We start from the raw sequence: 23,301 nt of genomic DNA on the forward strand, positions 1-23,301 counted from the left end.
TCTCTCCTCTTACCATAAAGAATTTTCGCCGTATTTATCGGCTGCTTTGTTAACTGCAACTGTCAGTCCAAGTCCTACAAGTCCTTGAACAAGTCCAACTGCTGTTGCTGGACCGTAGCGAGCTTTTTCAAGCCCTGTTTTTACTACATAGGTATCAATTATTTCTGAAACCTGGTAGTTTCCTGGATTTTGCATCAAGTAAACTTGGTCAAATCCTGCTGATAATATCCCACCTAGGGAAATGATAAATAAAATCATAATTGTTTTTGAAATCCCAGGCAGGGTTACATGACGGGTTTGCTTTAATCTATTTGCTCCATCTATAGCTGCAGCTTCATAAAGCGATGGTGAAATCCCCATTATTGCTGCATAATAGATGATTGAGTCCCAACCAACATTTTTCCACAAATAAGATCCAAATACTGCAGGATAGAAAAAACCATTTTCCATCATAAAAAATCTGGAACCATCACTGGCCCCTATATTTCTTAAAAGGTTATTAATTAAACCTGTATTTGGGGCAAAAAGTTTGTTTAACATTCCAATTACGACTACCCAAGAGATAAAGTATGGTAGGTAGCTTACTGATTGGAAAAAAGATCTGTGTTTGGTATTTACAATTTCATTAAAAATTAAAGCCAAAATTATTGGGAAAGGCAGGTAGATAAACAATTTTATTGCTGAAATAATAAGGGTGTTTCTGATATAAATAGGTGTTTGCCTATCAGAGAAAAAATCCTTAAAATATTGCAGGCCTACCCAGCCCTTGCCATACATGCCAGAGTTAAATGAAAATTTTCTAAAGGCTAGGATATTCCCTGTCATTGGCCAATAAGAAAATATTATGAAAAAAAGCAAGGCAGGCAATAGCATTAGATAAAAAGTTTTATATCTTGCCATTCTTTGCCACAAAGTTTTTTTCACCGGCTTAAAGTATGGGTCATTGTCGTTATCATCATTATTTGGAGGCTTGGAAACTGTGTGTTTGGCTATGTGTTCTGTCTGACTGATTTGATTTGTCAAGTTGTTTGTCTGATTTTCCACTAGCACTTCCTCCTTCCTTAACAATATTTTGATAATTTTTCTCATTATCAAGGACAATTCTATCTGTAGAGTCTTTATCAAAGAAATTTGCAAATTCTAGGTCAAAGGCAAGGGTTAAGTCTTGATTTCTAGCAAACTCATCTAGGGTGTTTACTTTTGCAATAATATTTTTTTCATCAATAGTAAAGTGAATTAGTGTCTCAGAACCAAGCATTTCTGCTAAACGCACCTTGGTAGTAAATGGTACATAGCGCTCATTTGCTTCTGATAAATCACCGGCTAGGACAATATTTTCTGGACGGATACCAAAAATTATTTCCCTATCCATATATCCTTTAAAGGCTAGTTGAGTAAGAATTGTGTCATTTAGTTTTATAATTCCCTGGCTAGTCTTTAGCCCTTCTTCAGTAAGGGTAGCTGGGATAAAGTTCATAGCAGGAGATCCCATAAAGCCTGCAACGAAAATATTATTTGGATACAAATAAATATCCTTTGGTGTAGAAACTTGTTGGATGACTCCATCACGCATCAACACAATTCTATCAGCCATTGTCATAGCTTCCACTTGGTCGTGGGTTACATAGATAGTTGTGTTGCCAAATTCCTTAGAGATGTTAGAAATTTCTGATCTGGTTTGGACTCTTAGTTTTGCATCAAGGTTTGAAAGCGGCTCATCCATTAAGAAAACTTTTGGATTTCTAGAAATGGCACGGCCAAGGGCAACCCTTTGGCGTTGACCACCAGATAATTCTTTTGGAAGTCTATCTAGATAGTCAGTAAGACCAATGATCTCTGCAGTTTTTTTAACTGTCTTGTCAATCTCATCTTGATTTTTATTTTGCATTTTTAGACCAAATCCCATATTTTCTGCAACTGTCATATGCGGATATAGGGCATAGTTTTGGAAAACCATGGCTATGTCGCGGTCTTTTGGATGCACATCATTCATCAATTTATCTTCAAAATAAAGCTGTCCTGAAGTGATATCTTCAAGGCCTGCTATCATTCTAAGTGTTGTGGATTTTCCGCAACCACTTGGGCCTACAAGTACGATAAATTCTCCATCTTGTATTTCAAGATTAAAGTCTCTTACCACGTGTTGGCCTTCTATATAATCTTTGTAGATATGCGCAAGTTTAATATTGCTCATGCATGCTCCTTGTAAGTACTAATTTAGAAAAAATTTGAAATGCTAATAAGATTTGAATTTTAGGCACGAAAATAAGCTTGCCGAAAAACCAGCATTCGCTAATAAATATAAAGGATATTTATTAGATTGATATTATATAGATGTAAAATCATAGGAATTAAAATCCCTTTAATTTTTAACATTTATTTGCAATCTTTTTCATGATTTGTAAATACTCTTAATGATATTTTTACAATTTCCCCTATTTTGTAAAATTTAGTTAAAATATGAGTAAAGTATTTTTAATAAATCTGCCCAATAAAAAACCCAGTAAAACTTAAAATTTTGCTAGGTTAAAGTGATTTATTAAGTTTTTTTCTATTAAAGCTCTCTTTTTATTTTTTTTAAGATTAGTCCAAGATTAAAGGATCCCTTTAAAATTGAAGTAAAGGTCATAGCAGTCCATACTCCTGCCACCCCAAACATGGGCATAAATACTTTTGAAAATGGTATTCTTAAAGTATTTAGAATTATTGCAATGAGGGCCGGAGTTTTGGTGTCTCCCATGCCATTAAAGGCACCATTTAGGCCAATTTCAACCGCCATAAAAATTTGAGATACCGATAATATTGCTAGATACAAGGCTCCAAGCTCTATAGTTTCTGGATCATTTGGCACAAATATTCTAATTAGTGGATACCTAAAAATATATAAGACAACCATTGAAATTGCCCCAATTAGAAATACAATTTCAAAAGATTTTCTAATAATTTTTTTTACCCTTTCAAATAGTTCTGCCCCATAATTTTGACCAACCATGGCTGCAATTCCAACTTGTAAACCCTCTGTAGTATTCCAAGTTATAGATTCTAATTGACTGCCTATAGAATAAGCCGCAACCGCCGCTTCTCCAAAGCCAGCCATAAACTTATTTAAAATCACACTTACAATTGCCATATAGGCATTCATAAGGGCTGCTGGCAAACCAAGCTTAAAAATTTGCCCCATCCAATCACTTCTATAATCAAGTTTTATTAGGGAATTTTTTAGTAATTTGTTTTTGCGAAAAATTACAATTACAAAGATAATTGTTACAATAACTTGGGCTAAAACTGTAGCAAGGGCTGCTCCGCGGACTTCCATACGAGGAAATGGTCCCCATCCAAAAATTAAAATAGGGTCCAAAATAATATTTGCAACAAGGCCAATAGCATTAATTTTAAAGGGCGTCAAGGAATTGCCCAAGGATTGGAAACTTTGGGACAAGACAGGGTTTATAAGGAAAAATGTAATCCCAAGTCCCAATATAAAAATATATTCACGAGCATAAGTACTGGCAATTTCTGATAAATTAAAAAATGAAGCATAGGCATTGCCAAAAATAAGCATTGTTATTGTGTAGATAATAGCCAAAATAAGAGTTAAAATATAACCATTATTTAAGACCCTAATTGTCTCTTTGTGGTTTTGCCTACCAAAGGCCTGGGAAGCTAAAACTCCCATACCAATTTTTGGTACCATAGTGATGGCATTTGCAATCCAAATTAAAAATCCAGCCAGACCCACTCCTGCCAAAGCATTTGATCCCAAGCGACCAATAAAAAACATATCAACAAAAGCATAGGTAATTTGTATAAAGGCAGTAAGTGCCAGGGGTAAAGATAATTTTATAAGAGATTTGGTAATATCTCCCTTGGTTAAGTTTACATTTTGATCCATAAAAGTCTCCTTTGATGATAATACTTTACGACTTAATTTTAAATTGTCATTAATAATCGCTGGGTATGATTTTTATATGAAAACCAAAAGCAAAGAATGATAAATGTCAAGCTTTACATGGGTGATGAAGAACTTCACCAGGATATGTATGAAGCTCGCCGCAAAATGCAAGATTTTAATAAAATTATAATTATCCCAAAAAGAGTGAGGCAAAGCTTCGCTCTTTTTTGATAAGTATTTGCAAAATGATATTATTTACTTTTTAAAAAATAATTCACTAAGGGTGTCTATCTTTTATTTCAAATAGATATTATCCAGCTATTCCCACCATAAACGCTACCCGGAACGAAGCTTTTCAGTAAAGTTAGATTTTTTCTATTACTAAATAAAAATTCCCTAACACCAAGGTATTAGGGAAAATAAAAAGCATTTTATATTTAATTTTTTTCTTTAATTTGTTCCATCAATGTATTTTTCACGAAGTCTAATAGCTGAAGGACAAACTGCTATTCCGCCTTCACCAGTTTCACGAAGTCCTGATGGTAGGCTATCTCCTACTCTCTTCATTGCATCTACTGCTTCATCAAATGTTACAAATACTTTTACGCCAGCCATTGCCATATCAGCACTTGCAAGTGCGTTCATAACTCCATTTGCATTTCTAATATTACATGGGAATTCTACCATGCCGCCTATTGGGTCACATATTAGGCCCATTACATTTAGCAAGGCACAAATTGCTGCGTTTTCTTGGGTCTTTATGTCATAGCCTCTTAAATAGCAAACGGCTGCTGCAGCCATGGCTGATGCTGATCCAGTTTCTGCTTGACATCCACCTTCAGCTCCAGCAAATGTTGCATTGTCAAAAATAACTTGGCCCATTTGAGTTGCTACTAGCATGGCTTCTTTTAATTTTCTATCATCATAGCCATATTTGTGATACATTATCATTAATGTTGCTGGCAGAATTCCTGATGATCCTGCTGTTGGGGCTGCGACTATTTGGCCCATGGCTGCATTTACTTCACTTGTTGAAAGTGCCATTGCCATAGCTTTTGCTGCTGTATCTCCCAAAACTGTATCTCCACCTAGGAAATAATCATTCATCACTTTTGCATTTCCACCAGTCATGCCTGTTACTGAAACTACTGGCACTTCTAGGGCTGCATGTGAAGAGTTTTTCATGACATCTAGGGTTCTTTGGAGTCTGTCAAAGATTTCTTCTTCACTTCTTCCTGTATTTTCTATCTCATCTTTGATTGAAAGTTCCCAAAGACTTGCATTTTCTTTTTCGCATCTTTCTTTTAATAATTCAAATTTAGTGATCATATTTTAATCCTAATCTATATATTTAATAAAGGTAAAGTCTTTACCATTTTTTATTGTCTCAAGGGCTTGTTCTGTAAGTGGCTCATCTAGTTCGCAAACTAGCATTACATTATCACCATCTTTTATGGTTTTCATTTCGTGGATATTGTAACCATTGCTATATAAAATATTTGAAACAAAGGCAATTATCCCTTTTTGCTCACCGTAGGCCATAAATAATGTAGGTCTTTTTGCATAATATTCGATTGGATTGCCATAAATTTTATTTATAACTATGGCCCCACCACCTATGGATGATCCTTGGATGTCTACAGGATTTCTGCCATCTGGGTATTTAAAAACCATTCTTACAGTGTTTGGATGGACTTCTCCAAGGTCTGTTTCTATAAATTTATAGGAAAGTCCCGCCTCTTTTGCATATTCAAAGGCATTTATTATCCTATCATCTTCTGGGCCATAGCCTAGAACACCACCTACTAGGGCCCTATTTGTACCATGCCCCTTATAGGTTTTGGCAAATGATCCATGTAAGTAAAAATCTACTTCATTAAAGCCTGGATCTACCATTCTTCTTGCTACATTTGCAATTTTTGCCGCACCTGCTGTGTGCGATGAGCTTGGACCGACCATAACTGGTCCTATAATGTCAAAAATTGAAGCATTTACTGCCATATTTACTCCTTATCTACTAAAAAATATAAGCTAGCACAAAATAATATGCTAGCTTTTCTCTTTTTCAAAGGCTAACCCTATTATTTTGGGTCATTAATAACTGGTATTGGTTTCCAATTTTTCTTGCCTAAGATTACTTTATTATAAAATTTATCTACTGCAGTTGCAATAGCTACATCACCAGAAATATTAGCAGCTGTACCAAAGGAATCTTGGGTCAAGTAAAGGGAAATTAGTAAAGTTGCCATGGTTGATTCTGGAGAGATACCTACTATTGGTAAAAATGGTAAGGCACTCATTACAGCCCCGCCTGGTGCACCAGGTGCTGCTACCATTGCAATACCCAAAGTTACAATTAGTGAAAGCATCAATCCATAAGAATGTGGCAAATTATACATATAAAGGATTGTAAAAATACATCCTGTTAATGTTATCATACTCCCTGGTAGGTGAACTGTCGCCCCCAATGGCACAACAAATTCTGCAATTTCTGAGCTGACCCCATTATTTTTTGCACATTCTAGGTTTACCGGAATAGTAGCTGCTGATGATTGGGTTCCAACCGCTGTCATATATCCTTTGATTTCATTTTTTATCATTGCAAAAGGATTTTTGCCTGTGTATGATCCTGCAATTATAAACATTATAGTTACATATAATAAATGTAGGATTACTATGCAGATAAATATTTTCCAGAATATGCTTAGGACTGTAAATACTGAACCGGTATGGCTCATTTCTGCAAAGTTTCCAAAAATAAAAAATGGTAATACTGGAATAATAGCTACTTCTAGGACCTTGGTAATAATTGCATTAAATTCTGAAACGGCCTTGTATAATACTTCTCCGCTATTATTTTTTCTAAGCCAAGAAATAGAAATCCCCATCATAAAAGCAAAAATCAAGGCACTTGTTACATCAAAAAAAGGTGTAATTGGCACTTTAAAATATGGTTCTAGCCCATCTTTTTGAGAAGCAATTATCGAATCAACTTGGGCAGGGCTAATAAATTTTGGAAAAATATTGCTTGCCATAAGATATGATAAGCTTCCTGCAACTAGGGTTGAAATATAAGCAATTAAGACCGTAATTGCTAGCAATTTTCCAGCACCCTCTCCCAAATCAGAAATCCCCTTTGTAACAAAGGCTAAAATCATAAGTGGGATGATAAATGATAAAAATGATCCAAATATCTTTGAAAAAGTAACTGCTACCCTAACAAGCTCTACTGGCAAAAACCTACCGGCCAATATACCAAGAGCAATGGCTATGATTAGTTTTGGCACTAATCCAATGTTTTTAAAACGTCCCATAAAAATCTCCTGTGAATAAATTTATTGTATGTATATCATTACAAGCTTATTATAACATGCAAAGATATAAAAAGAAAATATAATCACAATAATTTTTAAAACGTTAATATAGTCTAGCAAACTTTCTCAGTATTTTTCAATCTTAATTAAATAAAGTAATAATGTGATAAATTTATAGCAATCTTAGGCAAATTAAAACCGCTGGAAATTTCCAACGGTTTTTTTTATACTTGTTAATTATTTGCAAGTACCGCCTTTTTGGTATCTTTCTTCGATTACATCCCAGTTTACAACTTTCCACCATTCTTCTAGGTATTTGGGTCTAGCGTTTTGGTAGTCTAGGTAATAAGCGTGTTCCCAAACGTCATTGCCTAGGATGCCTTGTTTACCTTCTAGGATTGGATTGTCTTGGTTTTTTGTAGAGATGATTTCTAATTCTCCATCATTTAGAACTAACCATGCCCAACCTGAACCGAATTGTCCTTTTCCTGCTGCTTCAAATTCTTTTTTGAATTCTTCAAATGAACCGAATTTTTTATCGATTGCTTCTTTTAATTCACCAACTGGCTCGCTTGATCCACCTGGTTTCATTGTATTCCAGAATAGGTTGTGGTTTAAAACTCCGCCAAGGTTGTTGATAAGTTTTTGTTTTTTATCAGCATCATCTGTAATATCATCGATTGCTTTTAGTAGGCATTTTGGACATTTTTTTTCTTCATATCCTGTTCCTTCTAAAAGTTCATTAGCTGTATCAACATAAGTATTGTGGTGTTTATCGTGGTGGAATGTCATTGTTTCCTTTGATATAACTGGCTCTAGGGCGTCATATTCATAAGGTAATTCCATTAATTCTAACATAAAATCCCTCCTATTGGGTTATTTTTCATTTTTTCGTTTAGCTACTTGCCAACTTATTTTTATTATACCCAATAATGATTATTGTTATCAACTATTATTTGTAAAATTAAAAAGCACCCTATTTGGATGCTTTTGATGACTCGATGGCCATTTTTATATTTTCTTTTAATTTAGCTTGTTGGTCTTCAGAAACTAGGGTTCCTTCGATTGGGTCACCTATAATATTTCCGTTTTTATCAACTACGATTGTTGTTGGGTAGACAAATATGCCTTCTAAATATTCTTTCATATCTCCCTCATAGTCTACTGCAAGGGCCTTATAAGTTGGTTTTTTATCTTTTATGATTCTTTCATAGGCTTCTTTTGTAGACTCATCGTAATTTACATCTGTACACATTGATACAAAGTCAACGCCATCTTCTTTTTTAAGTTCATCTGCCAAGTCATTTACTTCATCCATTTCTTCTATACAAGCTGAACACCCTGTAAACCATAAGTTAATTACTGTTGCATCATTTTTTGCAATATCTTCATTGGTAAATGGATTGCCATCTTGGTCTTTTGCTGTGAAATTTGGAAGCATTTTTTTATCGGCCATTTTTGTTGGATCTGTTTCTTCCATGGTCATATCTTTATCATCTTTTGCTTCTTTATTGTCAGCTTCTGGCATTTCTTTTTCATCTGCCTTTTGATCTTCATTTTTCATTTCGTCTTTGTTTTGCTCAGACATTTCAGTTTTTGTTTCATTTTTCATTTTTTCATCACTTGCTTGCTGGCTATTGTTTTGACAAGCTGCTAGGGTTAAGCCTAGCATAATGATTGTATAAATATTATTTGCTTTTCTCATTTTCGCTCCTTTGTATAAAAGAGGAAGATATGGCTTTTGTCGGACAAGATTTTGTACATTCATGACACCTAATGCACTCTAAGTGTGCATTATTTTTTCTTATATCTACATCCATTTTGCAGACTTTCTCGCATTTGCCACAGTCGATGCATTTATTTTTATCCACATCCATTTGATAAAATGAATATTTATTAAAAAATGAATAAAATGCACCCAGTGGGCAAATCCACTTACAAAATGGCCTATAAAATAAAATCGATAATATTATTGTCGCAACAAGTATCCCAAGCTTTAGGTTAAAGAGACTGCCTAAGGCCAGCCTTAATGAAGGAGATTTAATGGCAAGGGGAATGGCTCCCTCGATTATTCCTTGTGGGCAGATATACTTGCAAAAATAGGGAGGAATTACTTCATATCTGCCGCGCATTACAAACGATAAGGCTATTATTAGGGAAAATAATATTATATATTTTATATATCTTAGGGGTTTTAACTTTTTGGTGGAGAGTTTTTTGCTAGGTATTTTGTGTAGTAAATCTTGGAACCATCCCATGGGACAGAAGAAACCACAGATGAGACGGCCAACCATTACTCCACAAAATGCCATCATGCCAAAAACGTAATATGAAAACTTATATTTTTTTGACCCCATGACTGCTTGCATAGAACCTATTGGACATGATCCTGCAGCTCCTGGGCAAGAATAGCAATTAAGTCCTGGCAAACATAATTTTTTTGTGCTTCCGCTGTAAATTTTGCCCTTAAAAAAGTTTGGTATATGAAAATTGTAGGCCAAGGCGGTTAGGGCTTGAATTGTGTTGCGGCTGAGATTTTTTATCCTATCCAATGCCTATACACTCCAAACACAGGTTGATTGCCTTGGTAAATACACTATTAACTTCACCCCTATAAGCTCCATATACCACAAAGCTTATAGAAAGTACTAGTAAGATTTTACTAATTATTTTTTTGTCCATTTCTATCATATCTTTACCTCGTAAATAATGATAGCAAATTAAATGTTAATTTTCTGTTAAGAATGAAATAATAAATTTACTGCCTGATGGATTATTGTTCAAAACTTTAATTTCAGCACCCAGAGAATCTACTATTTGCTTAGAAAGTGCAAGGCCTATACCAAATCCTTCCCCAGATCTAGAATTGTCTGCCTGGTAAAAAAGATCAAAAATTCTTTCTTTTTGCTCATCGGTCATACCAATGCCGGTGTCTGCAATTTCAATTATTGTGCGATTTTTTTCCTTTTTTGTGATTATATCTATAGATCCATATTCCTTGTTATATTTGATAGAATTTTCGATAATATTAAATAAAAGTCTTTGAAGAAGGGCATCATCTGTTTGGATACACAAATCTTCATCTTTAATAAAGTTTACATTTAAATTTTTGCTGGCAATTTTATCTTCTAGGTCAAATAAAATTTCCTCAATTAGAGTTCCCAGATATACTTCAGTGATATTTAACTCTTGGTTTTTTGAAAACATCAAAACAGATTCTATTAAGCTTTTTAGTTTTTCAATATTTTGGTCAATTTTTTCTATAAAAATAGCTTGGTCTGGGCTAATATTTTTTCTTTTATAAACATCAACTTGGGCCTTCATAACTGCAACTGGAGTGCGCAATTCGTGGGCGACATTGGCTGAAAAATCTTTTTGCTTTCTATAGTCCCTATAAATTCTTGCCATTAATTGGTTAAAGTTTTTTGATAGGTCAACAATTTCACTTGACCCATCTTCGATTAATAGTTTTTCTGAAAAAGTTTCTGGTTTATTTATGTCAATTTTTGCAATATTTTGCTGTAATTTTTTGAGTGGCTCTAATATTTTTGAAATAATGAGGGCAAAAATTAAGGAGCCTATTATAATTACAATGCCAGTTACTACTATTGTATAAATCCTAAAATCTGCTGTAGATTGCAGGTGGGCATTATTTACAGTTACAACCACAGAATTGCTGTAAGATGGCATATATTTTTCAATTTGCCTTAGCATTTGTTCAGTCATTTGGATTTGTTTTTGGTTAATCATGTAGTTTGTAATGCTAATCATGGCTATAAAAATAATGACAACCGCAGTAATTAGCTTAAAAACTATGGATTTGTAGACCTTATCAGCTTTCATAAATCCTATAACCCTTGCCAATTACATTTTGAATCTTGTTTTCACCGCTTAGTTCCTTAATTTTCTTCCTTAAAGATGACATATGAACTCGAACTGAATTTGAAAAGCTATCAGCATTTGAGTCCCAAACGTGGTCAATCAGCTCTTCGCTGGATACAAATCTCTCCTTATTCAAAAATAAATATTCCAAAATCCCAGTCTCTTTTTGGGTTAAATTTATTTTTTGATTATCAACAAAGGCCTCGCGGCTGGCTGTGTCAAATTTCATATTTCCAGCTTCTAGAATTGTTGATTCAGTTACAGATTTGCGACGTAAAAGTGCTCGCATACGAGCATCAAGTTCCTTTAAATCAAAGGGCTTTACCATATAATCATTGGCTCCAAAATCTAAACCCTTGACCCTATCGTCAATGTCAGACCTTGCAGTAAGCATAATTATATTTACTTCTTGGTTAAACTTCCTAATTTCATCAAGGACTTCGAATCCATCTTTTTTTGGTAAATTTATATCAAGTATTACAATATCATAATTTTCTATATAAGCCATATCAATAGCCTGATCTCCATCACTAGCCTTATCAACCGCATAACCATACATAGTTAGGCCTTCTTCTAGTAAATTTATTAAATCTAAATCGTCTTCTACGACTAAAACTCGCATAATTACCTCCATTTTAATATGATTATAGCACATGGATGGGTTAATTTTTGGTAAAGAAAATTATTTTAAAGGCTAATCTAAAAAACCTTTCTACATTTTAAATTTAAATAATTATATATTTTTTTAAATAATATTTGACTTTATTGTTCTAAATAGTTTTAATTTCATTAAATAAAAAAAATTAAAAGAGGTGTTAAAATGCATGTTTCAAATCTTAATATAGTTTTCATTATCAATATTATTATATAAGAGGCTAATTTTATAGGTTATTTTTATTCATAAAATAATTAATAGAATTGGTCCTATTTGCGATTTTAAAAAACATGAATGGGACCTCTTTAAGACTCTCATTCAAATTGAATGGGAGTTTTTTTTATTTTATTTAGGAGGAATTAATATGGAAAGTAAAAGGATATTTGAGTCATCAAATAGCGTAGAGAAAGTTAGTTTTAGAAATGTAATGAGAGTCGCGGGTGCGGTTATTGCCTTTTTGATTGGATCTGGTTTTGCATCCGGTCAGGAAGTTTTTCAATTTTTAACCGTTTATGGATATAGGGGTTTAATCGGGTCCATAATAGCAATGGTTCTTTGCTGCTGTGTGGCTGGAATTTTAATGTATTATGGGTATATAACTAAAAATGATGAAAATTCTAGTCCCTACTTTCATTACTTGGGCAAGTATTTTGGTAAATTTATGACCTTTTTTTGCATTTTTAATTTTGATAGTAACGGTTTCTGGGACAGGGGCTACTCTAAACCAATATTTTGGTCTAGATCCTAGACTTGGAACAGTGGCTATGGCTATTATTATAAGCTTGGTCGCCCTACTTGGTTTAACAAGGGTGGTAGATGTAATTTCTTTGATAGGCCCTGGCCTTATAATTTTTACATTGACAATTGCAATTTATACTTTAATTACAAATCCAGGTGATTTTGCATCTGCAGATCAGGTTTTAAATAATCTAAAAGATGTGCCTTATGAGGCTGGTAATTCGCGATCATATTGGTTTTTGGCTGCAGTTTTATTTGTTGCTTACAATATAGTTGCAGGTGTCCCATTTATTGTCGAACTTGGATCAAAAGAAGTTACTAGCAACAAGGAAGCTTGGATTGGTGGAATTGTTGGTGGAGTTGGACTTATGTCAGCAGCATTTGCCCTAAATTTAGCAATGCTTGGCCATGTTGATGAGTTGGTAAATGCTGAAGTGCCGCTTATAACTTTAGATCAAAAAATGAGTCTTGTCGTAAGTTTTATATTTGTTATAATTTTATTAGCGGGCATATTTTCAACATCTGTTCCCATGCTTTTGACAGTAACAAATACATTAACAAAAGAAAATACCAAAAAATCCACAAAAAGTATGCTAATAATCCTAGTTGCCTTCCTAGCCCTAGTGGGTGGACAATTACCCTTTGGTAAGCTAGTAGGTTTGGTATATCCATTTACAGGATATTTTGGTATAGTAATGATAGTTTTATTTATAGTAAAAGAGCTTAAAGAGAGAAACGAAAGAGAATAAAGGAGAAAATCAAATGGAAAATTTAAAAAATAATGAAAAATCTGTGGAAATGGTAAAAAAATCTGACCAAGTCTATGCCAGCGCTGGTCAAATCCGCTATTTTGATATATGCCTAGATTCTGCCAAGGGAGCTATCCTTAAAGATATGGATGGAAATGAATACATTGACCTATTAGCAACTGCTTCTGCAATGAATGTCGGCCACTCCCATCCAAAGGTTTTAGCAGCTATGAAAGAGCAAATGGAAAGATTACTCCACTACACTCCTGCCTACTTTTACAATCCAAAAGTAGAAGAGTTGGCCAGAAAACTAATCGAATCCACACCAGGAGACTTTGAAAAAAGGGTTATATTTGGTAATTCTGGATCAGACTCAAATGATGCGATGATGAAATTTTCTAGGGCCTACACAGGAAAACAAACAATAGTATCATTTACCGGATCCTACCACGGATCTACATATGGTTCTATGACCCTATCTGCAGTTAGCTTAAATATGAGAAGAAAGATGACTCCCCTAGTAACAGGAGTAGAATATGTACCTTTTCCAAATACCTATGACAGAAGAGAAGACGAAAGTGAAGAAGAATTTGTAAATAGATATTGGAAATATTTTGAAGATGCACTAAATACATATTTACCTGTCTATGAAATAGCGGGAGTAATAATAGAGCCAATTCAAGGTGATGGGGGATTTTGGAAGGCTCCACAAGCTTATATGGATAGGTTATATCAATTTACAAGAGAAAATAATATAGTATTTGCAGTAGATGAAGTAAACCAAGGTCTAGGCAGATCTGGAAAAATGTGGTCAATAGAACACTTTAACATAGAACCAGATATATTAACCACTGCCAAATCCCTTGCATCAGGCATGCCTCTTTCAGCAATTGTCGGAAGAAAAGAAATAATGGATAGCCTAGAAGCACCAGCCCATTTATTTACAACCGCTGGAAATCCTGTTTGCTGTGCAGCTGCCCTTGCAAGTTTTGATGTAATAGAAGAAGAAAATCTAATAGAAAAATCTAGAAAAGACGGAGAATATGTAAGAGAACGCTTTGAAAAAATGCAAGAAAAATATCCAATAATAGGCGATGTCAGAATATATGGCCTAAACGGTGGAATTGAACTAGTTAAAGACCAAAAAACCAAGGAAGCAGACTCAGAAAGCGCATCAAAATTAATCACATATTTAAAAGACAATGGAGTCTTAATGATAACAGTAAAAGGAAATATTTTAAGATTCCAACCACCACTAGTAATAACAAGAGATCAAATAGACAAGGCCCTAGATACCATAGAAAATGGACTTTCCGAGCTTGAAAATGGAAATCTAAAGCTAGATGATGATAAAAAAATAGGCTGGTAAAATAAAAAGTAAAATGAAATATTTAAACTCAAAAGGACTAGGTTATGGTTAACCTAGTCCTTTTTGAATACTTTGGCAAAATATAACTTAAATTAATCCTATACCACGAATTATCCTAGGACTTTAATTCTTTTCAGGCAAAAACTTCCAATATTTTTTTGGCATATTTGCTTGCATTAATTTTTCATTCTTTCGCTCATCTATGCCAATCGCTTCATAAAAGCCTCGCCAGGCGTCCTTGAAAATTGCTTCTTTATCGCTATCTTCTGCATTCATTTCCAAGATTTCAACTTCCTCATATTTTCCAAACTCACAAAGGCTTGCTTTTTGACGGTTTTTGTCAAAAATTATAAATTTTTCAGCCGGCATTCTTTTTAAAAAGTGCTGGGTGATGTAGACCAAAACATCATTTTCAGGTGTGATTTCTGCTAATAGATAATTATCCTGAATTTCTCTAAATCTTGTAAAGCCCTTGTAAGCATGGACTTCATGGTTAAATTTGTGGACTATCCTATTAAATAAAACTGCAGATTTTTTGGCAGATCCTAGGTAGGCATTTCCAAAAACTAGGCATGATTTGGTCGTTACTGCAATTATTTCTTCTTTTTTAGGGTGTATAGATTTAAAAACCATAAAGCAATTTGCTAAAAATTCCTCACCAATATTCTCTCTAATACTTGTAATCACTCGCTCAGACTTTGCTAGGTCAGTTTCAATTAGCTCACTTTCCAAAAAATTTACCTGCTTACTTTTAGTTTTTATCTCACAATTACCAATTTCCTTGTATTTTTCAAATATAACTGTAAAAATCCCGTCTAGGGTCCCGTCGTAATAATAAATCATCTTAACCCACATCAAACATTGAAAGTTGCTGGAAATTTTTTGTATCTGGTGCGCTCATCAAAACTTTTAGGTCATTTTTATCCCTAAATTTTAGCCCCCTATAAACTCCATTTACCAAAATAAAATGTTTGGCTCTTTTGGTTGAAATTTTAAGAGCCCTTAGGCTATCATAAGTTAGTTTTCTAAATTGTCTGGCCTCGATGATGCGATTTGCATAAGTCCTCCCAAATCCAGGTACCTTCATCAAATCAAAATATGAAGCCGTATTAATCTCAATCGGAAATCTTTCTATATTATTTATGGCCCAATTACTCTTTGGATCTATTGATAAATCAAAATTCGCATCATTTTTAGAAAGCAAATCATCAGCCTTAAAGCTATAGCCACGCATCAAAAAATCCGCCTGATAAAGCCTGTGTTCTCTTAAAAGCGGAGCTTTGTCAATGCCCTGGGTAAATTTTGATTTTACAACCGGTACAAATCCTGAATAATATACACGTTTTAAGGCATAATTATTGTATAATTTTTCACTAGTTTTTATAATCTCAAGGTCAGATTCACGGCCTGCACCAATAATCATTTGAGTTGTTTGGCCAGCTGGCAAAAACTTTGGGGTGTGGGCAAATTTTTTTCTGTCATCTCCATAAACCATCATTTCATTTTTCACATCACCCATGGGCCTTGTTATATCTGCGATTTTTTTCTCAGGTGCTAAAAGTGAGAGAGCTTTTTGGCTAGGCAGTTCAATATTTATGGACATCCTGTCAACTAAAAGCCCCATTTTTTTGACCAAATCTTGGCTAGATCCAGGTATGGCTTTCATGTGAATATATCCATTAAAATTGTATTTATATCGCAAAAGTTCTGCAACTTTAACCAATCTTTCCATGGTATAATCTGGATTTTTTATTATACCAGATGATAAAAATAATCCCTCTATGTAATTTCTACGATAAAAATTCATAGTAAGATTAGCCACTTCCTCAGGGCTAAAAGTTGCCCTCTGAGTGTCATTTTCCCTACGATTTATGCAGTATTCACAATTATATATGCAGGCATTGGTCATAAGGATTTTTAAAAGTGAAATACACCTACCATCTTCAGAATAAGAATGGCATATCCCACCCATTGACCCATTACCAAGGCCATTATTTTTATTTTTCCTATTAGATCCGCTAGATGAACAAGAAACATCATACTTAGCCGCATCCGCAAGAATCTCTAATTTTTCTCTAATATCCATAGTAATTCCTCAAAATATTTTCACTAATGGAATCTCTCGTGTGGTAAAACTTATTATACCATTTAGGTCACTTATTGTCTATAAGGATTTTTTAATAAGTAAATTAAAAAACGAGCTCATATAAGCTCGTTTCTTAAAGAGATTTTTCTATTGGGGATCATTTTAAGTATTCAAGCAGTTGCTTAATATCTTCCACAACTATATCTTCTTTGCCTTCATAAGTTGCATTGTACTCAAGAACTATATCTGCATCTGGTGTATATTTTTTGTATAAATTTACAAAATCTTTTAATTCATCGTAATCTTCCGATACACTTAAATGTTGATCATGAAGTCCGTCATTTGTATGAATATGGTAGGAAACAATTTTTTCTGAAAGTTTTTCAATTATATTTTCTAAATTCCAACCATTGGCTTTTACATGACCAATATCTATTAGTGCATTTTCTTCCCTAATTCTTAGAGTTTCTATAAATTCTTCTTCATCAAATAGCGAATTTTTTCTTACTCCTGCATTTTCTATTACTAATGGTGTTTGAGACCAGCCCTTAATTTCATCCAAGTTTTCAAAGGCATTTTTTATCATTTCTTCTTTGCCCTCTATAGTTTTATTGTTGGTATGGAAAACTATATATTTAGGATTAAGTAATTTGTCAAATTCTAATGATTGCTTATAAAGTTCAATAGTTCTATTATATAAGTCGCTTCCTTTAGGAGCACTGTGGTCTGTTTCTAAATATGGTCCATGAAAAGTGATAGAATATTCTTTTAACTTTTCTATATTATCATTAACTTCGCTAACGAAATCTTCTGAATTATTGAAAATAAATAATTCAATTCCTACTTGGTCTTTATCAAAATGATCTAGGATTTTTGTTACATTCATGACACTTTCTGGTTTGTACATATTTGTGCTTATATAAATCATCTTATCTCCTTGTAATGTTTTCCTGACTATCATAGTCAAATAGATTAATAGATTTTTCTGGAAAAGCTATATTTATTTCATCTCCCGTTCTTATTGAGTGATTCTCTGATGTAAGACATGCAGTTGCATCAGCCAAGTCAAAATAATAAGCAGTTATGGAACCTAGGTTTTCAAGATATTTTACCTTAACTCTTAAACTGTTCTCTGTGTCTGATTCTACTAATTTTATGTTTTCTGGTCTAATTCCTAGGTAATATTTTTTATTAGGAGTTGTATCAATTGATGGTAACAATTCTTCTTTTACTTTAATTCTACGTTCTTGATCAAAAATTAAATCTCCCCCATCGAAAGATACTAGGAATACATTCATTGGAGGCGAACCAATAAATTTAGCAGTAAATACATTAGACGGATTGTTGTAAATTTCGTCTGGACTACCAACCATCTGAATTTTGCCAGCATTCATTAAAACAATTTTTTGAGCAACTGTCATAGCTTCCACTTGGTCATGGGTTACATATACAAATGTCATGTTAAAATTATCATGAAGTCTGACTAATTCACGACGTGCTTGAAGCCTTAGTTGAGCATCTAAGTTTGAAAGTGGTTCATCCAATAAAAGATAGGATGAGTTTTTAGCAACTGCACGTGCAAGTGCAACTCTCTGTCTTTGACCACCGGATAATTGATTTGGTTTTCTATCGCTATATTCTTCTAGAGCTAGCATATCCAAAACATTTTTTAACCTACGTTCAATTTCACTTTTATCAACTTTATTAGCTTTTAGACCATAAGTTATATTTTCTTTTACAGTCATATGAGGATAAAGGGCATAATTTTGAAAAACCATGGAAACGTCGCGATCACCAGGAGCTACATCATTAACTACTCTATCATTCATGATTAATTTCCCGCCTGAAATTTCTTCAAGACCTGCAATCATTCTTAGGGTAGTTGATTTTCCACAGCCTGATGGACCAAGTAATATTACTCTTTCACCTGGTTCTACTTTTAAATTTAGATGGGGTATTACTACATTGTCCCCATATCTTTTTTCTACATTATCAAATATAATTTCTTTCATCTATTTTACTCCTGAACTTGCATAGGTTCCTATAATATATCTTTGGAAAATTAGATATAGAACAATTGGTAAACTCATAGTAATAACTGACACCGCCATTGCAATAGGAAAATCAGTTCCTCCTTCTGCAGACATAAACATTTGTAAAGCAAGTGGCAGAGTAAAATTATCACGTGATTTTAAAATCAAGGTTGGCCATACAAATTCATTCCACGAATTTATATAAAACATTATGCCAGATGATACTACCGCTGGAGATACAATAGGAAAAAGTATATCTTTCATAATATGAAAATCGGATATATTATCCATTTTTGCAGCTTCTATTAATGATTTTGGGATGGTTCTCATAGCCTGTCTTATTAGAAATATACCTGCCACATCAGCAAACTGAGGTAGAGCTACCCCTATTAATTTATCAGCTAATCCAAGTTTTGAGATCATTAGATAATTTGGAACCATTGTTACTGTAAATGGTATAAACATTGTCATAAGCATTAGAAAATAGATAATATTTTTACCTTTAAAGTCAAAATAAACTAGACCATATGCTGCTAGTACGCTAGTTACAAGTTTAAATATAGTAACTGTTGTTGAAATAAAAAATGAATTGCCTATTATTTTTTTTATTGGAAGTCTTTCAGCTACATATTTAAATGAATCTAATGTAGGATTTTCTGGGATAATGCCCATAATGTTATTTGCACTTTCTTGCATAGTTTTAAAAGAATTTGAAATTGCAAAAACTATTGGGAATATCATGAGTATTACGAAAATTAATAAAATTAGATGAGTTAACCATTCATTTTTAGTTTTCATAATATACTCCTTTTTCTATATATTTATATTCTAAGAATAATAAAACAGCAAAAATAAGCATAGTTATCATAGATAAAGCTGCACTTACTCCAGTTCTATAATACACAAAAGCCTCATGATATGATTGGTAAATCAAATTTGATGAAGCATAGTTTGGCCCCCCTTGAGTAACCACTTTTATCGGCGTAAATATATATTGTAGTCCTTGAACAATTGATGTAATTAGGACATAAATACCTGTTGCTGATGACATTGGTATTACAATGTCAGTAAATAATTTAAAATTACTAATTCCTTCTAGTTTTGCAGCCTCTATTACTGAAGTGTCTACTCCCAATATTCCTCCCAAAAGAACAATATAGTTATATCCAAAACTCTTCCACGAAGCTATTAATGATAGCCCTGCTATTACCCAACCATCAGTTTTTGACCAATTTGGCATAGCAAGTCCTATCTTTTTAAGAATGATTGCCACAGGTCCTGCTACTGGGTTTAGAATCCAGACAAAAAGTATTGAACCTATAACTAGTGACAATATAGAAGGCAGAAAGAATGCTTTTTTATAGAAATTTTGAAATTTACTAATCATAAAACGGGATATAAAGGCTAATATATAGGGAATGACAAAATTCATCAAAAGCATAATAATTATATAAATAAATGTATTTATAAAAATTTTTCGTAAAATTGGATCACTTAATACAAGTGTATAATTAGATAAACCTACAAATTGCTTTGTAGGTTTAATCATATTCCAATCGAAAAAACTTAAATACAAGGTATATAGAAATGGTGCGAAGACAAATACTGCAAAAGCAAGTAATGCCGGAAGCATTAATATATATGGTTTAAGTTTTTTCATTTTTTACTCCATTATGCGGTTAATTTCCTCTTGAGCTTGGGTCATTGCATCTTTTGCTGATTGTTGACCGCCAAATATTTTATCTCTCATGTCAAGAAGCATTTGTTCAGCTTGTAGTCCTGCATCACCTGGGAATGAAGCCCATGGTGCTACATATGGCATTTGTTCTATAGCTGGTTTCATGAGTTCATTTCCAGCTAAGAAATCTTTAAGTCCATTTGGATCTTCATCAACACCTTTTCTTGGAGGAACATATCCAGTTCCTTCAGTCCAAGCTGCCATTGATTCTACGCTATAAAGGAACTTTTCAAATTCCCATGCAGCTGCAATCTGTTTTGGATCTTTTGCTGTGATTGCAAGCATTGATCCTCCTGCAGGTAACTTTCTTTCTTTATCTCCAAATGTTGGTGAAAGTGTTGTTTCTACTTTAAATTGAGCACCTTTTTCTACTGCAGCTCTTTTCGCTATTGTTGTGTAGTACAAAGCTATTTCTCCATTAGTAAAGGCTTGAAGACCTTCATCAAATCCAAGATGAGCTGCTGATTTATCTTCATTTAGCATATCAGCCATAAGTTGCATAGCTTCAAAGCCTTCTTCTGTTGCAAAAGCAGCTTTTGGTTTTCCGTCTTCTAGTTCAATCATTTTTCCACCATTTGATTCAATCATAGCTTGTTGAGCCCAGAAGTCAGCTGGTTCTTGCTCATAGAAACCATATTTTCCAGTTTTTTCAGTTACTATTTTTGCATATTCTCTAATTTCTTCCCAAGTTTGTGGAGTTTTGTCGCCTAGGCCAGCTTCTTGCATTAAATCTCTATTAATATATAATACAGGATTTGATAGAGAGTATGGAATGCCTACTTGGTCTCCATTGTTGTTTACAGCTAGATCAAGAACGTTAGGTAAGAAATTTTCTGTTAAGAAGTCTTTGTCATCTGGTGCGTATTGATCGATTGCATCTTGTGGTGACACATACTCAAAGTTATTTGAGAAGTATTCAAGAAAAGCCCAACCAACTTGGACAATATCAGGTGTCTTACCAGCTGCTTGCTCAGCTTGTAAATTTTGCATTAGCCCTTTATACATATCTGGGTTAAATCTAGCTACTACTTGGATATCATCATGTTCTTCATTGAATTTGTTTACTAGTTCTTCAACAGTTGTTCCACCTTGAGTTTCGGCGTTTACATGCCAGTACTCAATTGTAGTTACTTCTCCGTTATTTTCTTTAGTAGTTTCAGATGATTCTTTATTATCTTCAGTAGCTACTTCACTTGATTCTTTATTATCTGTATTATTAGTTTCTACAGTTTGAGTAGTTGAATCAGAAGCGTTATCATTTGTGGTGGTTTGATTATTACCACAAGCACTAAAACTTGCTAACATAAGTATACTTAGAGCAAGATTTGATAATTTTTTTATATTGACCACATTTTTCTCCTTTATCAATTATTATGTGTACATTTTAATTATTATTTATAAATTTAGTTTCAAATCAATGTAAAATACTTGTAAAATATTTGTGCGTTAATAATAAACATAAAATAGAAAAATAAAGGATAGAAATTAACTACTTTTGCATTTTTTAACCATAATAAAACTTTACCTTGAAAAATTACTAGTTAACTTTTTTTGCAAAGCGGGTATATCTTTTGTAATAAAAGGTTGATAGTATTTATCATTTGAAGGAGGAGGGTATGCTTTTACAAAAATTTAGAAATGTAGTTTTTGCTTCAATTATCGTTGCTAGCTTGGCTTCTTGCTCGAATCAAGGTGCTAATGATAATACTATGCAAGAATCTAGTAAAAATCAGCAACAAATAGATGAATCTCAAAGCGAAAATGTTACAGAAAATCAAGATGAAAGTGATAAAAGCAATATAGGTGGTGTAAATCTTACTGAAGATGGTACTTATATTGCAAGCTTTGATACAGGTAAAGAAGGTAGTGAGAAATATCAGGATTACAACCTTAAAATCCAAGATGACACTCTAACTATAGAGGGTCCTTTGCAATTTATAGCAAGTGGTGAATCTGATGATGACATTAAAAATCTAGATGAGCAAAGAAATGTATTTACAATTGACCAAGATACTTCATTCCAAGTCCAAGATACTTACACCCAAGAAAATCACAGCCAAGAAGAATTCCAGCAAATTTTTGAGGAAACTAAGGGCAAACAAATTGCTCTTTTCGTGGAAGTACTTGATGGAAAGGCAATAGTGGTAAATCTGGGTTACAAATCATAGTATAGATTTTATATAAATAATTTGAAGGATATTTTAAGGAGGATTTTATGAAATTTAGGAAAATGAAAAGTACAATGCTAGCGGCACTTATGTTTACAAGTTTTACCGCTTGTGCAAATAATGAAAATCCCGCAGATACAAATTCCCCAGAAAATCAAGCCCAGCAACAAGCTGAAAGTACAGAAGAAGATACTCAAAACACCGATCAAAATCCAGAAGAAATTACTGACAATGAAGAAAGTTCTGATGAAAATACAGAAATAAATATCCCAGAAGCTGTAAATCTAACTGATGATGGATCTTATACTACAAGTCTAATCCCTGGCAGAGAAGGCGAAAGAGAAGCAGACGGATCTTGGGCAAATGTTTACGACATGGAAATTCAAGGGGATAATTTAATTGTAAAGGGATCTTTGGACTATGCTGAGCCTATGCGATCTGAAGAAGGAACAATCCCTATTGACAATCAAATAAGCGTATTTAAAGTCAACGACAATTCTAACTTTTTCTCAAGAATTGGCCGTGAAGACATAAGTGAGCATAGCCCAGAAGATTTTATAAAATACTACAATGAAAACAAGGATCAACAAGAGGCTCTCTTTATAGAAGTAAGAGAAGGGATTTTATATGAATTGATGATGGTTTCTGGTGAACAAAATTAAAAATTATCAATTTTA

Annotated in this window: 24 protein-coding genes; 5 read left to right on the forward strand and 19 right to left on the reverse strand. The window is 33.5% G+C overall.

The window, feature by feature from the left end; translation table 11 throughout:
• Positions 1–9: 9 nt before the first annotated feature.
• The 12 genes from ACF3NF_RS03925 to ACF3NF_RS03980 form a co-directional block, all read right to left on the reverse strand.
• Positions 10–1,044, reverse strand: coding sequence for an ABC transporter permease (locus tag ACF3NF_RS03925; RefSeq protein WP_394024391.1), 1,035 nt, complete (start codon positions 1,042–1,044; stop codon positions 10–12).
• On the reverse strand, positions 959–2,194 hold the full coding sequence (locus ACF3NF_RS03930; RefSeq protein WP_458103073.1) for an ABC transporter ATP-binding protein: 1,236 nt from the start codon (positions 2,192–2,194) through the stop codon (positions 959–961). Before ACF3NF_RS03930 ends, ACF3NF_RS03925 begins: the two co-directional genes overlap by 86 nt.
• 360 nt (positions 2,195–2,554) lie before the next feature.
• Positions 2,555–3,892, reverse strand: a complete 1,338-nt coding sequence (locus tag ACF3NF_RS03935; protein WP_394024393.1) for an MATE family efflux transporter — start codon at positions 3,890–3,892, stop codon at positions 2,555–2,557.
• Positions 3,893–4,342: 450 nt separating this feature from the next.
• Positions 4,343–5,221, reverse strand: coding sequence for an L-serine ammonia-lyase, iron-sulfur-dependent, subunit alpha (gene sdaAA / locus ACF3NF_RS03940; RefSeq protein ID WP_394024395.1), 879 nt, complete (start codon positions 5,219–5,221; stop codon positions 4,343–4,345).
• A gap of 9 nt (positions 5,222–5,230) precedes the next feature.
• Positions 5,231–5,893 carry an L-serine ammonia-lyase, iron-sulfur-dependent subunit beta gene (gene sdaAB, locus ACF3NF_RS03945; protein ID WP_394024397.1) on the reverse strand — a complete coding sequence of 221 codons (663 nt, stop codon included), beginning with the start codon at positions 5,891–5,893 and terminating at the stop codon, positions 5,231–5,233.
• A gap of 80 nt (positions 5,894–5,973) precedes the next feature.
• Positions 5,974–7,206 (reverse strand): dicarboxylate/amino acid:cation symporter, encoded by a 1,233-nt coding sequence (locus ACF3NF_RS03950; protein WP_394024399.1) that lies wholly within the window; start codon positions 7,204–7,206, stop codon positions 5,974–5,976.
• Between the two features lie 237 nt (positions 7,207–7,443).
• On the reverse strand, positions 7,444–8,064 hold the full coding sequence (locus ACF3NF_RS03955; protein WP_394024401.1) for a superoxide dismutase: 621 nt from the start codon (positions 8,062–8,064) through the stop codon (positions 7,444–7,446).
• Between the two features lie 118 nt (positions 8,065–8,182).
• Entirely contained in the window at positions 8,183–8,911 is a 729-nt protein-coding gene (locus ACF3NF_RS03960; RefSeq protein ID WP_394024403.1) for a TlpA family protein disulfide reductase, read from the reverse strand.
• Complete coding sequence (locus tag ACF3NF_RS03965; RefSeq protein WP_394024405.1) at positions 8,895–9,758, reverse strand: 4Fe-4S binding protein; 864 nt, start codon at positions 9,756–9,758, stop codon at positions 8,895–8,897. The genes ACF3NF_RS03960 and ACF3NF_RS03965 overlap by 17 nt, the downstream gene beginning before the upstream one ends.
• Positions 9,751–9,897, reverse strand: coding sequence for a CD1871A family CXXC motif-containing protein (locus ACF3NF_RS03970; RefSeq protein WP_262123226.1), 147 nt, complete (start codon positions 9,895–9,897; stop codon positions 9,751–9,753). Before ACF3NF_RS03970 ends, ACF3NF_RS03965 begins: the two co-directional genes overlap by 8 nt.
• Before the next feature lie 36 nt (positions 9,898–9,933).
• Positions 9,934–11,049, reverse strand: coding sequence for a sensor histidine kinase (locus ACF3NF_RS03975; RefSeq protein WP_394024407.1), 1,116 nt, complete (start codon positions 11,047–11,049; stop codon positions 9,934–9,936).
• A complete protein-coding gene (locus ACF3NF_RS03980) occupies positions 11,039–11,710 on the reverse strand; it encodes a response regulator transcription factor (RefSeq protein ID WP_394024409.1) in 672 nt (223 codons plus the stop codon). Before ACF3NF_RS03980 ends, ACF3NF_RS03975 begins: the two co-directional genes overlap by 11 nt.
• Positions 11,711–12,107: 397 nt before the next feature.
• Here ACF3NF_RS03980 and ACF3NF_RS03985 point away from each other — a divergent pair, with 397 nt between their 5' ends.
• The 3 genes from ACF3NF_RS03985 to ACF3NF_RS03995 are packed head-to-tail and all read left to right on the forward strand — an operon-like array spanning position 12,108 to position 14,599.
• The gene (locus tag ACF3NF_RS03985; protein ID WP_394024411.1) at positions 12,108–12,491 is read left to right on the forward strand and encodes a hypothetical protein; all 384 of its coding nucleotides are present in this window, start codon (positions 12,108–12,110) and stop codon (positions 12,489–12,491) included.
• A 16-nt stretch (positions 12,492–12,507) separates the two neighbouring features.
• On the forward strand, positions 12,508–13,230 hold the full coding sequence (locus ACF3NF_RS03990; RefSeq protein ID WP_394024413.1) for a hypothetical protein: 723 nt from the start codon (positions 12,508–12,510) through the stop codon (positions 13,228–13,230).
• A gap of 13 nt (positions 13,231–13,243) precedes the next feature.
• Complete coding sequence (locus ACF3NF_RS03995; RefSeq protein ID WP_394024415.1) at positions 13,244–14,599, forward strand: aspartate aminotransferase family protein; 1,356 nt, start codon at positions 13,244–13,246, stop codon at positions 14,597–14,599.
• Between the two features lie 123 nt (positions 14,600–14,722).
• On the opposite strand, the gene ACF3NF_RS04000 is transcribed toward ACF3NF_RS03995, so the two are convergent.
• From ACF3NF_RS04000 to ACF3NF_RS04030, 7 genes are all read right to left on the reverse strand, one after another.
• Positions 14,723–15,442 carry a TIGR03915 family putative DNA repair protein gene (locus ACF3NF_RS04000; RefSeq protein WP_394022266.1) on the reverse strand — a complete coding sequence of 240 codons (720 nt, stop codon included), beginning with the start codon at positions 15,440–15,442 and terminating at the stop codon, positions 14,723–14,725.
• Between the two features lies 1 nt (position 15,443).
• Positions 15,444–16,685: a putative DNA modification/repair radical SAM protein gene (locus ACF3NF_RS04005; protein WP_394022267.1), complete on the reverse strand. Its 1,242-nt coding sequence runs from the start codon at positions 16,683–16,685 to the stop codon at positions 15,444–15,446.
• Positions 16,686–16,842: 157 nt separating this feature from the next.
• Entirely contained in the window at positions 16,843–17,613 is a 771-nt protein-coding gene (locus ACF3NF_RS04010) for a sugar phosphate isomerase/epimerase family protein (protein WP_394022268.1), read from the reverse strand.
• A 1-nt stretch (position 17,614) separates the two neighbouring features.
• Entirely contained in the window at positions 17,615–18,697 is a 1,083-nt protein-coding gene (locus ACF3NF_RS04015; RefSeq protein WP_394022269.1) for an ABC transporter ATP-binding protein, read from the reverse strand.
• Positions 18,698–19,516 carry a carbohydrate ABC transporter permease gene (locus tag ACF3NF_RS04020; protein WP_394022270.1) on the reverse strand — a complete coding sequence of 273 codons (819 nt, stop codon included), beginning with the start codon at positions 19,514–19,516 and terminating at the stop codon, positions 18,698–18,700.
• Positions 19,506–20,378, reverse strand: a complete 873-nt coding sequence (locus ACF3NF_RS04025) for a carbohydrate ABC transporter permease (RefSeq protein ID WP_262123241.1) — start codon at positions 20,376–20,378, stop codon at positions 19,506–19,508. The genes ACF3NF_RS04020 and ACF3NF_RS04025 overlap by 11 nt, the downstream gene beginning before the upstream one ends.
• 3 nt (positions 20,379–20,381) lie before the next feature.
• A complete protein-coding gene (locus ACF3NF_RS04030; protein ID WP_394022271.1) occupies positions 20,382–21,806 on the reverse strand; it encodes an ABC transporter substrate-binding protein in 1,425 nt (474 codons plus the stop codon).
• A gap of 266 nt (positions 21,807–22,072) precedes the next feature.
• Here ACF3NF_RS04030 and ACF3NF_RS04035 point away from each other — a divergent pair, with 266 nt between their 5' ends.
• Together ACF3NF_RS04035 and ACF3NF_RS04040 are read left to right on the forward strand one after the other, a co-directional pair.
• On the forward strand, positions 22,073–22,624 hold the full coding sequence (locus tag ACF3NF_RS04035) for a hypothetical protein (protein ID WP_394022272.1): 552 nt from the start codon (positions 22,073–22,075) through the stop codon (positions 22,622–22,624).
• A 47-nt stretch (positions 22,625–22,671) separates the two neighbouring features.
• Positions 22,672–23,286: a hypothetical protein gene (locus ACF3NF_RS04040; protein ID WP_394022273.1), complete on the forward strand. Its 615-nt coding sequence runs from the start codon at positions 22,672–22,674 to the stop codon at positions 23,284–23,286.
• Positions 23,287–23,301 lie beyond the last annotated feature (15 nt).

The sequence above is a fragment of the Anaerococcus martiniensis genome (genome assembly GCF_043187485.1).
GTDB lineage: Bacteria > Bacillota > Clostridia > Tissierellales > Peptoniphilaceae > Anaerococcus > Anaerococcus martiniensis.